Annotated in this window: 16 protein-coding genes; 9 read left to right on the top strand and 7 right to left on the bottom strand. The window is 41.1% G+C overall.

What is annotated here, in order from left to right; genetic code table 11:
- Positions 1 to 23: 23 nt before the first annotated feature.
- Positions 24 to 512 (bottom strand): GNAT family N-acetyltransferase, encoded by a 489-nt coding sequence (locus H5180_RS17765; RefSeq protein WP_182758751.1) that lies wholly within the window; start codon positions 510 to 512, stop codon positions 24 to 26.
- A gap of 124 nt (positions 513 to 636) precedes the next feature.
- Here H5180_RS17765 and H5180_RS17760 point away from each other — a divergent pair, with 124 nt between their 5' ends.
- The 6 genes from H5180_RS17760 to H5180_RS17735 all read left to right on the top strand — a co-directional run bounded on the left by H5180_RS17760 (position 637) and on the right by H5180_RS17735 (position 6,014).
- Positions 637 to 1,209 (top strand): glutathione peroxidase, encoded by a 573-nt coding sequence (locus tag H5180_RS17760; RefSeq protein WP_182731635.1) that lies wholly within the window; start codon positions 637 to 639, stop codon positions 1,207 to 1,209.
- Between the two features lie 85 nt (positions 1,210 to 1,294).
- Positions 1,295 to 1,576 carry a peptidylprolyl isomerase gene (locus H5180_RS17755; protein WP_149980623.1) on the top strand — a complete coding sequence of 94 codons (282 nt, stop codon included), beginning with the start codon at positions 1,295 to 1,297 and terminating at the stop codon, positions 1,574 to 1,576.
- A gap of 68 nt (positions 1,577 to 1,644) precedes the next feature.
- Positions 1,645 to 2,223 carry a glutathione S-transferase family protein gene (locus H5180_RS17750; RefSeq protein WP_182758750.1) on the top strand — a complete coding sequence of 193 codons (579 nt, stop codon included), beginning with the start codon at positions 1,645 to 1,647 and terminating at the stop codon, positions 2,221 to 2,223.
- 17 nt (positions 2,224 to 2,240) lie between these two features.
- Positions 2,241 to 2,591 carry a DUF2750 domain-containing protein gene (locus tag H5180_RS17745; protein ID WP_145236925.1) on the top strand — a complete coding sequence of 117 codons (351 nt, stop codon included), beginning with the start codon at positions 2,241 to 2,243 and terminating at the stop codon, positions 2,589 to 2,591.
- Between the two features lie 77 nt (positions 2,592 to 2,668).
- Positions 2,669 to 3,349, top strand: a complete 681-nt coding sequence (locus tag H5180_RS17740) for a hypothetical protein (RefSeq protein WP_182758749.1) — start codon at positions 2,669 to 2,671, stop codon at positions 3,347 to 3,349.
- A gap of 94 nt (positions 3,350 to 3,443) precedes the next feature.
- Positions 3,444 to 6,014: a M1 family metallopeptidase gene (locus H5180_RS17735; RefSeq protein ID WP_182758748.1), complete on the top strand. Its 2,571-nt coding sequence runs from the start codon at positions 3,444 to 3,446 to the stop codon at positions 6,012 to 6,014.
- Between the two features lie 47 nt (positions 6,015 to 6,061).
- Here H5180_RS17735 and H5180_RS17730 read toward each other — a convergent pair whose 3' ends face one another.
- The gene (locus H5180_RS17730; protein ID WP_145236916.1) at positions 6,062 to 6,427 is read right to left on the bottom strand and encodes a hypothetical protein; all 366 of its coding nucleotides are present in this window, start codon (positions 6,425 to 6,427) and stop codon (positions 6,062 to 6,064) included.
- Positions 6,428 to 6,504: 77 nt separating this feature from the next.
- Entirely contained in the window at positions 6,505 to 7,374 is an 870-nt protein-coding gene (locus H5180_RS17725; RefSeq protein ID WP_182758747.1) for a hypothetical protein, read from the bottom strand.
- A 137-nt stretch (positions 7,375 to 7,511) separates the two neighbouring features.
- Between H5180_RS17725 and H5180_RS17720 the strand changes: the two genes are divergently transcribed.
- The 3 genes from H5180_RS17720 to yjjG all read left to right on the top strand — a co-directional run bounded on the left by H5180_RS17720 (position 7,512) and on the right by yjjG (position 9,698).
- Positions 7,512 to 8,411 (top strand): phosphoribulokinase, encoded by a 900-nt coding sequence (locus H5180_RS17720; protein ID WP_145236910.1) that lies wholly within the window; start codon positions 7,512 to 7,514, stop codon positions 8,409 to 8,411.
- A 67-nt stretch (positions 8,412 to 8,478) separates the two neighbouring features.
- Positions 8,479 to 9,024, top strand: coding sequence for an inosine/xanthosine triphosphatase (yjjX, locus tag H5180_RS17715; RefSeq protein WP_182731640.1), 546 nt, complete (start codon positions 8,479 to 8,481; stop codon positions 9,022 to 9,024).
- Complete coding sequence (gene yjjG / locus H5180_RS17710; RefSeq protein ID WP_182758746.1) at positions 9,024 to 9,698, top strand: pyrimidine 5'-nucleotidase; 675 nt, start codon at positions 9,024 to 9,026, stop codon at positions 9,696 to 9,698. The genes yjjX and yjjG overlap by 1 nt, the downstream gene beginning before the upstream one ends.
- Positions 9,699 to 9,954: 256 nt before the next feature.
- Here the strand turns inward: yjjG and lpxC are convergent, their stop codons facing one another.
- The 4 genes from lpxC to H5180_RS17690 all read right to left on the bottom strand — a co-directional run bounded on the left by lpxC (position 9,955) and on the right by H5180_RS17690 (position 14,244).
- Positions 9,955 to 10,866, bottom strand: coding sequence for a UDP-3-O-acyl-N-acetylglucosamine deacetylase (lpxC, locus tag H5180_RS17705; protein WP_182718054.1), 912 nt, complete (start codon positions 10,864 to 10,866; stop codon positions 9,955 to 9,957).
- 103 nt (positions 10,867 to 10,969) lie between these two features.
- A complete protein-coding gene (gene ftsZ, locus H5180_RS17700; protein WP_182731641.1) occupies positions 10,970 to 12,214 on the bottom strand; it encodes a cell division protein FtsZ in 1,245 nt (414 codons plus the stop codon).
- Positions 12,215 to 12,235: 21 nt separating this feature from the next.
- Positions 12,236 to 13,468 (bottom strand): cell division protein FtsA, encoded by a 1,233-nt coding sequence (gene ftsA / locus H5180_RS17695; protein WP_145236894.1) that lies wholly within the window; start codon positions 13,466 to 13,468, stop codon positions 12,236 to 12,238.
- On the bottom strand, positions 13,465 to 14,244 hold the full coding sequence (locus tag H5180_RS17690) for a cell division protein FtsQ/DivIB (RefSeq protein WP_182758745.1): 780 nt from the start codon (positions 14,242 to 14,244) through the stop codon (positions 13,465 to 13,467). Before H5180_RS17690 ends, ftsA begins: the two co-directional genes overlap by 4 nt.
- Position 14,245: the final 1 nt, after the last annotated feature.

Here is a 14,245-nt window from a genome sequence, read left to right as displayed (position 1 = left end):
GAGGTTATTTTTTGGGAGTACCGCTACCCTAAGTGCTTACCTAAAATAGTTAAGCTGTAGTGATTGCCATCCATAATTGCTACATTAGGCAACTCTCCCCACCGTTGATAACCAAAACGCTCAAACAATTTAACACTCGGTATATTATGACTAAATATAAATGCCAGTAGTACTTTAATATTTAATGGCTTAGCTTGCTCTTGGGCAAAAGTAAGTAAACGTTTACCAAGCCCTTGACCTTGTGCATCGGCTGTAATGTAAATACTGACCTCTACCGTACCATCATAGGCTGGACGGCCATAAAATGACTTATAACTAAGCCAAGCTATCACCTTCGAGTCTTGCTCATAAACGTAAATAGGCCGCTGCTCGGTATGGCTATTAAACCAACTTTGCTTGTCTGCTATGCTTACTTGTTCGGTGTCGGCTGTAACCATTCTACTTGCGATTGTTTCATTATAAATTGCAACTATAGCGGCTAAATCATTACTATTTGCTAATCGTATTGTCATTTTGTTTTTAGCGGTTGTTGATCAATTCATTGCATAGTAACGTATGAGTTAAACTGACACTACTGCAAAATAAACGGTAGACTGCCATCTAGGGTGATCAGCCACAACAAGTTAAGGAATCGGTATGTTTAAAAAATTATTATTATGCTGCGCAATACTCAGTTGTAGTGTTTATGCACAGCCAGAGCAAACAAGCCAACAGCAGGTTGAGGCTACATCATGTGATGACTTCACTAATGTTACTATGCGCAAACTTCGCTCTAAAGAGAGCATTAATTTGTGTCAATTCAAGAATAAACCCTTATTAATAGTCAATACGGCAAGCAACTGCGGTTTTACGCCACAATTTGAAGGTCTAGAAGCGCTATATCAAAAATACCAAGATCAAGGTTTAGTGATACTGGGATTTCCTTCTGATGATTTTTTCCAAGAAGAAGATGACGAAAAAGACACCGCTAAAGTTTGCTTTGTAAATTACGGCGTAACTTTCCCGATGTTTGCCACCAGCGAAGTCAGAGGCAGTGATGCTAATGCTATATTTAAACATTTAAATGCACAAACGAGTTCGCCAAATTGGAACTTTTATAAATATCTTGTATCTGCAGATCGCAAACAGGTTGAACGTTTTAATAGCAAAACCAAGCCTGATTCAGACAAGTTAGTTAAAGCAATAGAACAAGCAATTTCAGATATTTAATTTTATACTGGTACAAGTAGTTATTATTGAACTAGAATAACGTAAGATTTGATTAAAAAAACACCACCTTGAAACGGGAGATTTTATGACAGTGGCAAGTGCAAGACACATATTAGTAGACAGCGAAGCGCAGTGCTTAGATTTAAAAACCAAGATTGAACAAGGCGAAGATTTTGCTGAGTTAGCTAAGGTACATTCAAACTGCCCTTCAGGTCAGGATGGCGGTGCATTAGGTGAGTTTGGTCCTGGTATGATGGTTCCTGAATTTGATAAAGTGGTATTTTCAGCACCGATTAATCAAGTACAAGGTCCTGTGCAAACTCAGTTTGGCTACCACTTACTTGAAGTGACTAGTCGTACAGAATAACGTTGGTTTTATTACTAACCTAAAAGAAAGCCGCCTCTGCGGCTTTCTTTTTATCCAAAGGAAAGCACATGCAACTATTAGGCTCAACAACCTCGCCATTTGTACGCCGCATTCGTATTTGGGCACTGTTAAATCAATGTAGTCTTGAGTTTATCAACTTAGATATTTTTTCAGACACTGATCGTCAGCTGATGATACAAAATAATCCAGCCCGAAAAATTCCAGTGCTAATCACTAAGCAGCAAACTTTAGCTGATTCAAATAACATCATCCGCTTTTTGCTCGAACAACACAGTCAAACTCGTCTGAATTGGCAACAAGAGCACCTACTAACAATCATTAATGCATGCAATGATTCGCTGGTTGAGCTATTACTTTGTCAGCGTTCAGGATTCGATACACAGGATGATAAATTATTTTTTAATCTACAAAATGAACGCATTGCTGAAACATTAAGCTATTTAAATAACCATTTTGCAGATGCAGAATTTAAAAGCTGTGAATACCTGTGCATCAGTTTATACTGCTTACTTGATTGGATTTGCTTCCGCGAGTTAACGGATCTAACGGCACATACCGAGTTAATGAATTTCTATTATTCATTTGCTCAGCAACAGGCAGTGCAGCAAACCGATCCACGTAATTAACATTTAAGGGTAAACACATGAGTGATATCGAAATTGAATCAGAACTAGTTAGTTTTGTTGAAAAAGTACGTCAAAGTGAACAAATCTGGGCGCTAGGTGCTGAAGATGGCGGTTTTGTGGTTTGTGACTCTAACCAATTTGAAAACACCGATGTACTACTATTGTGGGAAAGTGAAGCAACAGCAAAAGCCCAGTGTAAAGAAGAATGGGCCGATTACAGCCCACTGCAAATCACCTTGGATGAGTTTTTAGATGACTGGGTTGAAGATCTAAAAGAAGATGACGCACTGGTTGGCCTAAACTGGAATGACGACCAAGTATGTGTTGAAATCGAGCCGGTTGGATTAGCACGCGCACTAAGCGAATAAGCATTATTTAACATTGCTTTACTGCGCTGGTTTATTTGCTATAAACTAGCGCAAATCTTTACTTTCAGGGTATTACGTTGAAGTCCCATCTTGGTCGCCGCCCTTTTTCCGCTATGGAATTACATACGCTTTACCATGGCTATATATATGGTGATCAACGCTTACCTCGCGAACAGCCGAAACACTGGCATTTTTGGCTCCCTTTAATCGCTTATTACAGCGGAGCTTACAGTGATGAAATTGGCCATTTACAACTGTGCGATATTGTTGAACATCAACAGATCCTTTGTTTTCATTTCCAGACCCACGGTAAAATAAAAGCCCGTATTGTGCCTATCCATCAAGCACTTTTTGATGCTGGCTTAAACGAGTATATCGCAGCAGTTAAACAACAAGGACACAATCGCCTATTGTTTGACTTACCATCTAAGTCAGGTCGCTATAGCGAGAAAGTTCGCATTTGGTTCTCTGGTGAAGGAGAGCGTGCCGGCTACTTACAAAAGTGTGATATTCCCAATATCGATCAACTTGGTATGAAAACCGCTGTCAGCAGTCTCAGGCTCAATTTTGAGCAGCAAATCCGCATTTATGCAATTCAAGCAGGCAATAAAGATGCTTTTAATTATCTGCTGGGTTTTAATGAATATGAATTGACTGAATTTAGCGATGTAATCACCCTTAATCAGATCTGCCAACAAATACGCGTGATCAACCAGCACATTGATTGGCACCGCTTTAATCAGCGCCACACCATTTGACAAACTTTGTTACCAACTAGCTCATTACTCACTGCTTAAAAACTGTTACGATAACTGAGCACAAAACTCTAACAAGAAAATATCAGGGATATCTATGTTTATTAAAAGCCTACTCACACTCAGTGTGGCCGTTGCAGTAAGTTCAGCTCATGCTAATGAGTTTGTCCTAGAAAAGCTCGCAAAACCAAGTTCTCAACACGTATCTCTAACGCTTGATCCAGCTCAAGAAACCTTTAGCGGTATGACCGAAGTCGCCCTTGAAGTACTTAAGCCAACTAACTATATCGAGCTAAATGGTGTTGCTTACGCAACGCAAATGGCAAAACTGCTTGGAGCAGAAAACTGTGACTTAAGTGCTGAAATGCTAAAAACAGGTAAAGTAAAATTTAGCTGCGATGAGCAAATTCAACCAGGTAAATACACGCTTAAAGTCGACTTCACTGCCCCCTATAATCGCCAAAGTGTTGGCCTGTATAAAACCTTAGATCAGGGTGTGCCGTATTTATTTACCCAATTTGAAATGAGCGATGCCCGCCGCGCATTCCCTGTATTTGATGAACCAAGTTATAAAATTCCATTCCAATTAACGATTACAGCACCTAGCTCTCAAAAAGTGTATGCCAATACACCTGAGTTAAAAACGACCGTTAATGGCGATATGACCACTCACTTTTTTGATAAAACACCGCCAATTCCTTCATACTTAGTGGCCATGGCTGTCGGTCCATTTGAGGAGCGTGAAGTCAAAGGCATGCCAATTCCAGGTCGTGTGATCACGCCACAAGGTAAAATTCACTTAGGTGAATATGCCGAGCAAGCAATGCCAAAAGTATTGGCCGCGCTTGAAGGCTACTTTGGTATTCCTTACGTTTATAAAAAACTAGATTCAGTCGCTGTTCCAGAGTTTCCATTCGGTGCCATGGAAAACGCAGGCTTAGTTACCTACCGTGAAGATATTTTGCTGCTTGATTTGGCTACAGCGACTCGCAATAAAAAACAACGTAATGTATCTATCATCGCTCATGAACTTGCTCACCAGTGGTACGGTAACTTAGTAACCATGAAATGGTGGAATGACTTATGGCTAAATGAAGCGTTTGCAAGCTGGATGGCTGCTAAAATCACAGCCCAGCTTAACCCTGAATTTGAATCACATTTAGACCTGCCGCAAAATAACGTTATGGCGTTAGATGCTCGTTTAAGTACTAAGCCAATTCGTAAACCAATCAAAACCGAAGCCGATATTATGGACGGCCTAGGCTTAGCTTATAGCAAAGGCAGCTCGGTATTAGCTATGGTTGAAAACTGGATTGGCGAAGAGGCTTTCCAGCAGGGTATTCGTGCTTATTTAAAAGAGTTCTCGTATAAAAACGCCGAAGCAGCCGACTTATGGCAAGCCCTTGGTAAAGCATCAAATAAAGATGTGGCAGCGGTTTTAAAATCGTTTATCGAACAATCTTCATTCCCACTGATCAAAGTAACTCAGCAAGGTAAAACGATTACCATTAATCAAAGCCGCTTTACTAACGCGGGCGTTGATGCTCCTGCACAGCTTTGGAATGTGCCAGTTGCAATAAAATACGGTGCTGGCGATAAAGTTAAAACTGCCAATATATTACTAACTAAAGCCAATCAAACTGTTGAACTTGAATTTGAACCTGAGTGGATTTATCCTGATCAAGGCGCTTTAGGTTATTACCGCTGGGTGATGGATGACAAACAATTTGCTGCATTGATTGATAACGCCGCACAGTCATTGACAGTACGAGAACGTTTAGCGTTATTGTCTGCCGCTGATGCATTACTAGATGCTGGTGTTATTTCTGCTGCACATTTAATGCAAACACTAGAAGTTTTTGTAAGCGACAAACACCCACGCGTTGCTAATACCGCTTTGGGTTATTTAGCCGCACAAAAGCGTACCTTTGAAGATGAAAGCAACCAAGACCTGTGGCCTGAATTTATTCGTAAAAGCATCATGCCTGCAGCTAAACAGTATGGTTTAACTGCAAAAGTAAATGAAGATGCTGCAATCTCGCAATTACGTACTCAAGTAGTTGCACGTTTAGGTTTTGATGGTGAAGATCAAAGTGTGATCAATACCGCCAAGGCACAAGCCCGTGTTTACTTAAATAACCCAGAAAAAGTTGATCCGTACCTTGCGTCAATCTACTTAAACTTAGCCGCATTCCATGGTGATAAAAACCTACTCGATGCGTATATAAATACCTTTAAAACTACCAAAGATCCGCAAGTGCGTACAAAAATGCTAGCGGCTATGAGTTACTTTGGCACGCCAGAGCTACAAACTAAAGTATTAAATTACAGCTTAACTGACGATGTCACTGCATCTGACATGCGTACGATTATGTCAGGACAGGCTTACACGAAAGCCCGTGAAGCTTTGTTTATTGAATGGATATACGCGAATTACGATAAGGTAGTTGCAAACTTGCCACCTTTCTTCGTACCTAACCTGCCTAACTTTACCACCTCAGGTTGTAGCGCCAGCAGCTTAGCAAAAACGCAAACTTTCTTTATGAGCAAAATTGCTGATGAGCCAGGTTATGCCCGTACCTTAAGCAAGCTTGAAGAAAGCGTAAATAATTGTATTGCACTTAAAGAACGTGAACTAGCTTCAGTTAATAGTTTCTTAAAACGTTAATTTGTACGGCAAGCCATTGGCTTGCCGTTTTTTATCAACAGCGTTATTTATCCATTGATAATTTTTACTAGCTGAGAAATAAACTCTTTTGCTCCTTCAACGCTGGTCATTTTAAAACCAATTCCATAATGGATTGGATTCGTGCTTTTAAAAATACGCGTTGGAAACCGTGTCATTTCACTACTATGAAAAAAACCGCTAATGCGGTTAACGCCTGCTATTTTATTAAAGTCATCACTAAAGACTTCCAGTGCAGGACGAAGCACAAGCTTAGCTTGGCCACCTTCTATATGCAGATAAATTGCTTCTTTGGACTTAGGTAACATATATTCAGTGATATTCTTAATTCTAAAATTACTACGGCACTCTAATGCAATAAGTTGCTCGTTGATTTGCTCTGGACTAGCTGACATGGATATCCTTGATTTTCATTAAGCTCTTAGCTGTAAACTACAGCACAGCCAAGAACCTGCAAAGTTTTATATTATAGTTATTTAACGCATACAAAAGCGAGTTGATCATTTAAGTAGCTCATACGGGTAATATTGGTGTCACAGAAAGGCGTTAAATCAAGCCATAGCGAGACCTGTTCAGGGCTATTTAGCTGGCGCTGGTAAACACGATTATCGACCGCATAAATGACCGTATTAGCGTCTTTAAATGCGTAATCTTGTACCGTCTGCGGTAAACGAAAGAGGTCAGTGACGGTATTTTCTTGCGGATCATAACTTGCTAACCAGTGCTGCTGCGCTTTGCTATAACTAAATGTATAGGCAGCTAATGCATGGTTAAATGTCAACGTACGGCCAATATGCTCAGCAACCACTTTTGGCTTCGCTGCAGCAACCTGAGTATATTGTAAAGTATGTGGTTCGCCTAAAATAAACATCACCATATCATTTTTGGCGCCCCAGGCATGATAACCAACTGGTTCTATCCACTCAAAAATACGACTTGGTTTAACATTATCGTCAAACGGATATTGCCATAACTTTTGCTTACCATCCGCCTCAACTACGATAGCTGACAGTGCCTTACCATTAGGTGTTAAAGTCGGCGAGTATTCACTTACAGCAGTATTTGTTAAATTAGTTACTTGCTTATTGGTAAAATCATAAAAAGCTAGATCTGTTTGACTTTGCCCATCACTTTGCACTTCTTGGGTAAAATAAATACCACCTTTGGTAAGTAAAGGCTGATTATTATAAACATCATTATTAGTGATACGGCTTACTTGTAACCCATATTCTGTGTTAAGTTTAGCAAGTAAAATTTCGCTTTTTGGCATCGCAGCTAAAACGCTATTAGGGGTAACTGCAAGGGTGGCAACAAAACTTAGCCAAGGTAAAGTCAATTTCATATCATTCTCTAATTATTTTTATCGCCCTTATAATAGCGCTATTTTATAGTTATTCCCAAGTCTGTTATTGATATGTCACTTGACCTACCCCCTTACTACGCCTTATAACTACAGAGCTACTTAAAACGAGAAAAATTATGTCAGCTAAACATCCTATTATTGCGATCACTGGTTCATCTGGTGCGGGTACTACCACCACGACAAGTGCTATTAAGCATATATTTCGTAGTCTTAATATTGAGGCCGCATTTATAGAGGGCGACAGTTTTCATCGCTATACTCGTCCTGAGATGGATAAAAAAGTTCGCGAAGCGCAGCAAGAAGGTAAACACATTAGTTACTTTGGTCGTGAAGCTAATGACTTTGCAGCCCTTGAAGGTTTGTTCAGCACCTATGGCGATACTGGAGCAGGTAAATTACGTCGTTATTTGCATACCTTTGACGAAGCCGTGCCATACAATCAACTACCAGGTACCTTTACTCCGTGGCAAGAACTGGAAAGCAGTACCGATATTTTATTCTACGAAGGACTGCATGGCGGTGTTGTCGATGAAGATCATGATGTAGCTAAGCATGTTGATTTACTAATTGGTATGGTGCCTATCATTAACCTTGAGTGGATCCAAAAGTTAATCCGCGACACCTCTGAACGTGGTCACTCTCGCGAAGCTGTTATGGGCTCAATTGTCCGCAGTATGGATGATTACATTAATCACATTACGCCACAGTTCTCACGAACTCACATAAACTTTCAGCGCGTGCCAACCGTTGACACCTCAAACCCATTTAGCGCAAAAGATATTCCGTCCCTTGATGAAAGCTTTGTAGTTATTCGTTTTCGTGGCATAGATGACGTCGATTTTCCGTATTACCTACGTATGATAGAAGGCAGCTTTATGTCGAGGATCAACACCTTAGTGGTCCCTGGTGGAAAAATGGGACTCGCTATGGAGTTAGTATTAACCCCACTTATCAAAGATATTATCCTTAAAAAGCGTGCGCTTGCCGAATTAGCCCCCGTTGATTTGCCTATTTAAGAAATACGCTTGCTGAAATACATAGCTTATGTAAACTGCTGACTTCATCATAAAAGGAGATATCAGCATGACAGAGCCATTACGCATTCTCGTCGGTTCCAAAAATCCGGTAAAAATAAATGCTGCCCGCAGTATTTTCTCTCTCTATTACCCTGATATGACGATTGATTGTCAAGGAGTTGATGCACCTTCACAAGTACCTGATCAGCCAATAGGTGAAGATGAAACACGAATAGGCGCACAAAATCGTGTCTTGTATTGCCAACAGCATTACCAAGCTGATTTTTATGTTGCAATGGAAGGTGGTGCTGAGCAATTTAGCTACGGCCCCGCTACCTTTGCATTTGTAGTCGTTGCTGATAACCAACAACGTGCTATCGGTCGTAGTAGTAACCTTCCTTTACCCCCAAGCCTGTATAATGCGTTATTGCAAGGCAAAGAACTTGGCGATGTAATGGATAACGCATTTAATACTACCAATATCAAACAGCAAGGCGGTGCTATTGGTTTATTAACTAATCATCATGCCACCCGAGAAAGTACCTATACGCAAGCGCTGACACTCGCTATGGCGCCTTTTCTTCATCCCGCGCTTTACTCTAAGGAAGTTTAATGAAGTACACCCATGTTTTATTTGATGCCGACGAAACCTTATTTAGCTTTAATGCCTATGCAGGCTTAAAAAGAATGTTTGCAGTTTATGGCGTTGATTTTAATGACGCTGATTACAGTCATTATCAAGCAACAAATAAACCGTTGTGGCTTGAGTATCAAAACAATACTATTTCCGCTACTCACCTACAAGTCACTCGATTTAGTGAGTGGGCTAATAAGCTCAATGTTCCAGCTCAACAGCTTAATGATGATTTTTTAACTGCCATGGCTGAGATCTGCGAACCATTACCTGGTGCTATTGAACTGCTAAATAAACTAAAACCGCATGCTAAATTAGGCATTATCACTAATGGTTTTACCCAGCTACAAGCACGCCGCTTAGAGCATACCGGATTAAAAGAGATGTTTGATTGTTTAGTTATCTCTGAGCAAGTGGGAATTGCAAAACCAGCCGCAGAAATTTTTTATCACACTTTTGAACTGTTAGGTAATCCACCAAAAGAACAGATCTTAATGGTCGGTGATACCGCAAGCAGTGATATCTTAGGTGGCCAAAATGTCGGGATTGATACCTGCTGGCTACAGCATCCCAACACAGTTCTGCCAGAAGGCATTGAACCAACATACCAAGTGACTGAGCTGGTACAGTTACAACAGCTGTTAGGATTGTAAAAAGGTTTAATACCAATCGACTTAAATATTTAACCATTCTAGCGAGCTAAATAAAGCGCTAACTGCGTTATAATTTTTTAAGTAGAACAACTACATGTCAAAATTTACGCCTTGTTATCACTCCATTTATCTGTCGCTATAAATGGTCAGTAACTTAACACGATTGGTATAACATTAAAAAACTAAACCGCAATATTTAAACAAAAAAATGACGCTAGATAGCGTCATTTTTTATAACTGTTTTAAGCGTTTGCGATTAAGCTGTGGCTACTTCTAAACCTGGTGCTGGCATGTATACTGGGGTATCAAATGTTGCCCATTCCCATGCTGACTCAGTCGCCATAATTTTACGAAGTAACTTATTGTTCAGGTCATGGCCTGATTTATAAGCTGTAATTTTTCCTAAAATGTTGTGGCCTGTCATAAACATGTCACCAACACAGTCTAGAATCTTATGCTTAACAAACTCATCGCTATAACGCAGACCGTTAGGATTAAGCACTTTAAACTCATCCAATACCACGGCGTTATCCATGCTGCCACCTAAAGCTAGGTTATTAGCATGCATATATTCAATGTCTTTCATAAAGCCAAAAGTACGTGCGCGGCTGATTTCTTCCGTAAAGCTTTGTGCCGTAATATCTAAACCGATACGTTGGCGGCTTTCATTGATTGCCGGATGATCGAAAGCAATTTCAAAGTCGATATGAAAACCATCATATGGTTCAATCTCGGCCCATTTATCACCTTCTTCAATACGTACTTTTTCTTTAATACGAATAAAGCGCTTAGCCGCATTCTGCTCTGCAATGCCGCCTTTTTGTAACAAATAAATGAATGGTAATGCACTACCATCCATTATTGGTACTTCTGAGCTATCTAATTCAACGATCAAATTATCGATACCCATTGCCGCTACCGCAGCAATAAGGTGCTCAGTCGTAGATAAGCGAACGCCATCTTTATTAGTTAAACAGGTACATAATTGCGTATCGCCAACGGCTTCAGGTGTTGTTTCAAAATCAACAACCGGATCAAGGTCGACACGACGAAATACTATCCCAGTATTTGCGCTCGCAGGTCGGAGAGTAATAGTGACCTTCTCACCTTTGTGAAGTCCAATTCCTATGGCTTTGACTATCTCTGCAATGGTACGCTGTTTAATCATAGCTTCGCTCACTTATAGTTACAGTTAGACCGCCGATTATATCACATATACGACCAGCTGCCAAATTCGTTCGCTTTTTAAACAAAAACAATTACCTTTTTGCTTAATCTGCTTGTTTTCTTAAAAATGCAGGGATGTCGAAATAATCGCCACCTTCTGATTTATTAGACTTTTTACCGCTATCATTAGTTTTAGATAAACCACTATTGCTTTGCGTTGTCTTGCTCGATTCATGCTTTTCAATCGCTGGAGCAGCAGTCATTTCATCGCCACTACCTTGGCTTGCAAAGCTTGGTACATACATACTGCTAGTTTGGTTTGTTGAACTGCTAACATCAGAACCTGACGCTTTTTTAAAGCCGTTATCGACAATACCAAACTGTGGACGACGATCGCCGCCTAAACCTGTAGCGACTACAGTTACACGTAGTTCATCAGTCATTTCAGGGTCAATAACCGCACCAACCACCACAGTCGCATTTTCAGATGCTAATGCTTTAACGTGATTACCAACAATTTCAAACTCTTCAATTGCGATATCCATACCTGCAGTGATGTTAACTAGGATGCCTTTCGCGCCAGTTAAATCAACGTCTTCAAGCAGTGGGCTTGAGATTGCAGCTTCTGCAGCTTCTTGCGCACGATCAGGACCCGATGCAGACGCTGTGCCCATCATCGCAGTACCCATGGCTGACATTACTGTACGTACGTCGGCGAAATCCACGTTAATCAAACCAGAACGAGTAATTAGTTCCGCAATACCTTGCACGGCACCAAATAATACATCATTAGCTTTAGCGAATGCGTCTAATAGTGTAGTCCCTTTGCCTAAAACTTTAAGCAATTTATTGTTAGGAATTGTAATAAGTGAATCTACAATTTCTGACAATTCGTTAATACCTTGTTCAGCCGCTGCTGCGCGCTTTTTACCTTCAAAGTCAAACGGACGTGTCACTACAGCAACCGTTAAAATACCTAACTCTTTAGCAATTTTGGCAACCACAGGCGCAGCACCTGTGCCAGTACCACCGCCCATACCCGCTGCGATAAATACCATATCAGCACCTTCAAGGCTGGCACGAATAGTATCGGCGTCTTCTTCTGCTGATTTACGACCTACATCAGGGTTTGCACCCGCACCTAGCCCAGACGTGATCTGAGTACCTAGTTGCACCGTAATATCTGCTGATGAGTTACGTAATGCCTGAGCATCCGTATTAGCGGCAATAAAACGCACGCCTTCAATTTGTTGCTTAACCATGTGCTCAACAGCGTTACCGCCGCCGCCGCCCACGCCTATTACTTTTATAACAGCTTCTTCGCTGTGTTGTTCCATTATATCAAACATGTTTACTCTCCGACTTGAGTATTAAAACTCGCCTTGAAACCACTTCGTTATGCGGTTCCACCAATTATTATCGCCTTCAGGTTTCGATTTTTGTGCATTCATCGATTGCATTGTGCGGCCATATTGTAATAAGCCAACCGCCGTTGCATATGAAGGGTCATCTACATAATCTGTCAAACCAACTATCCCTATAGGTTTGCCTATTCTCACTGGCATCTGGAAAATGTCTTCAGCCACTTCCATCGCGCCAGCCATTTTAGCACTACCGCCAGTAATGACGAGTCCTGCTGCAATTTGGTCTGCTAATCCTGAACGATGAATTTCTTCCATCGCTAATTCAAATAATTCTCTAAAACGTGGCTCAACCACCTCAGATAAGGTATGACGCGACATTAACCGCGCTGGTCGTCCGCCTACACTAGGCACTTCAATAGTTTCTTCGCTGCTGGCCATTTGGCTACTTGCACAGGCATATTGTACCTTGAGTGATTCAGCATGGGATATCGGTGTACGAAATATTTTTGCAATATCGCCAGTAACTTGGTTGCCCGCTACAGGAATAACTGCAGAGTGGCGCAACGCACCATTGATATAAATAGTGATATCCATCGTACCGCCACCGATATCAAGTACCGCAACACCGAGCTCTTTTTCGTCATCGGTTAATACCGAATAACACGACGCTAATGCGGTGAAAATCAGTTGGTCAACTTCAAGACCACAACGCTCAACACATTTTTCAATATTTTTCGCCATATCGTTTGAGCAAGTTATGATGTGAGCACGGGCTTCCATTCGTACACCACTCATACCACGCGGGTTTTTAATCCCTTCTTGCATATCGATACTATATTCTTGCGGCAGTGCATGCAGCATTTTACGTTCGGCTGAAATAGGCACAGAGCGCGCAATATGAATAACATTTTCAATGTCTTCATCAGTCACTTCAGTGTTATTAATTGCCACAACACCACTTTCGTTTTGGCACTGAATATGTTTACCTGAGATCCCCAAATACACGGAGCTAATACGGCAATCAGCCATAAGTTCAGCTTCATCGATTGCACGACGAATAGACTCCGACACCAAGTTAAGGTCGTTTACGCCGCCTTTATCCATACCATGGGACACTTGGCTGCCAACCCCAACAATGCTGAGTTTGTTATCTGCGGTGATTTCACCAACCGTGGCCACCACTTTTGAGGTGCCAACGTCTAATCCAATCACTAGGTTTCTTTCTGCTGACTTAGTCATGCCTTACTCTTATTTTGTAATTGCGCTTCTTCCAGGAGCTTCCAGCTCACCGCAAGGCCGGTATCATACCGTAAATCCACTACATCTACTTGTGCATCTGCACGTTTTTCCATCCGCGGGTAAACATCTATAAACCGTTGTACCCGTTTAGCTTTTTCTTTACGCCCTAATTTAAGGCGAATACCGTTATCGAGCCATAACTGCCATGAAAATCGCTCTGACAATGCCAGGCTGGTTAACTTTAAATTATTAACCTTAAGCATTTCATCAAACTGCTTGAAAGCTCCCCATGCTTCAAATTCACTGCCCTCAGGGCCATAAAGTTGTGGCAGCTCGTCACTGAGCTTCGCACTGCTAGCTTGAAACACTTCACCGCTTTGGTTAAGTAATAAATCACTGTTCCACACTGCGACGGCCTGATGCTCTACCACATACACTTGTAATGTATCTGGCCACTGCTTGCGTACCGATGCAGTAGCAACCCATGGCAGCTCTTGAACCAAATGTTGAACATGTTTAACATCTAAATCAAAAAAACTCGATAAGTCAGCTTTTTTAATCGCGCCAATAATCGCTTTTTCGTCCGTATATTGAGGTTTCCCCAACACCGCTAAATGCTTTATCTGCGCATCTTTATTTTTCACCAACCACTGTCTAACGCCGCTGGTTATTTGTACTAAGCTAAAAACTACAATAAGGAAAAAGCTCACACCAAAGATTAACGACCAATTGAGTTGCTGTTTTAATTGTTGCGCTTTTTCCAAAAAGGGATGCATA

Source organism: Pseudoalteromonas sp. SR41-4, assembly GCF_014163985.1.
Lineage (GTDB): Bacteria > Pseudomonadota > Gammaproteobacteria > Enterobacterales > Alteromonadaceae > Pseudoalteromonas > Pseudoalteromonas rhizosphaerae.
The sequence above is the reverse complement of the archived record's forward strand: the minus strand, read 5'-3'. Positions and strand labels throughout refer to the sequence as shown.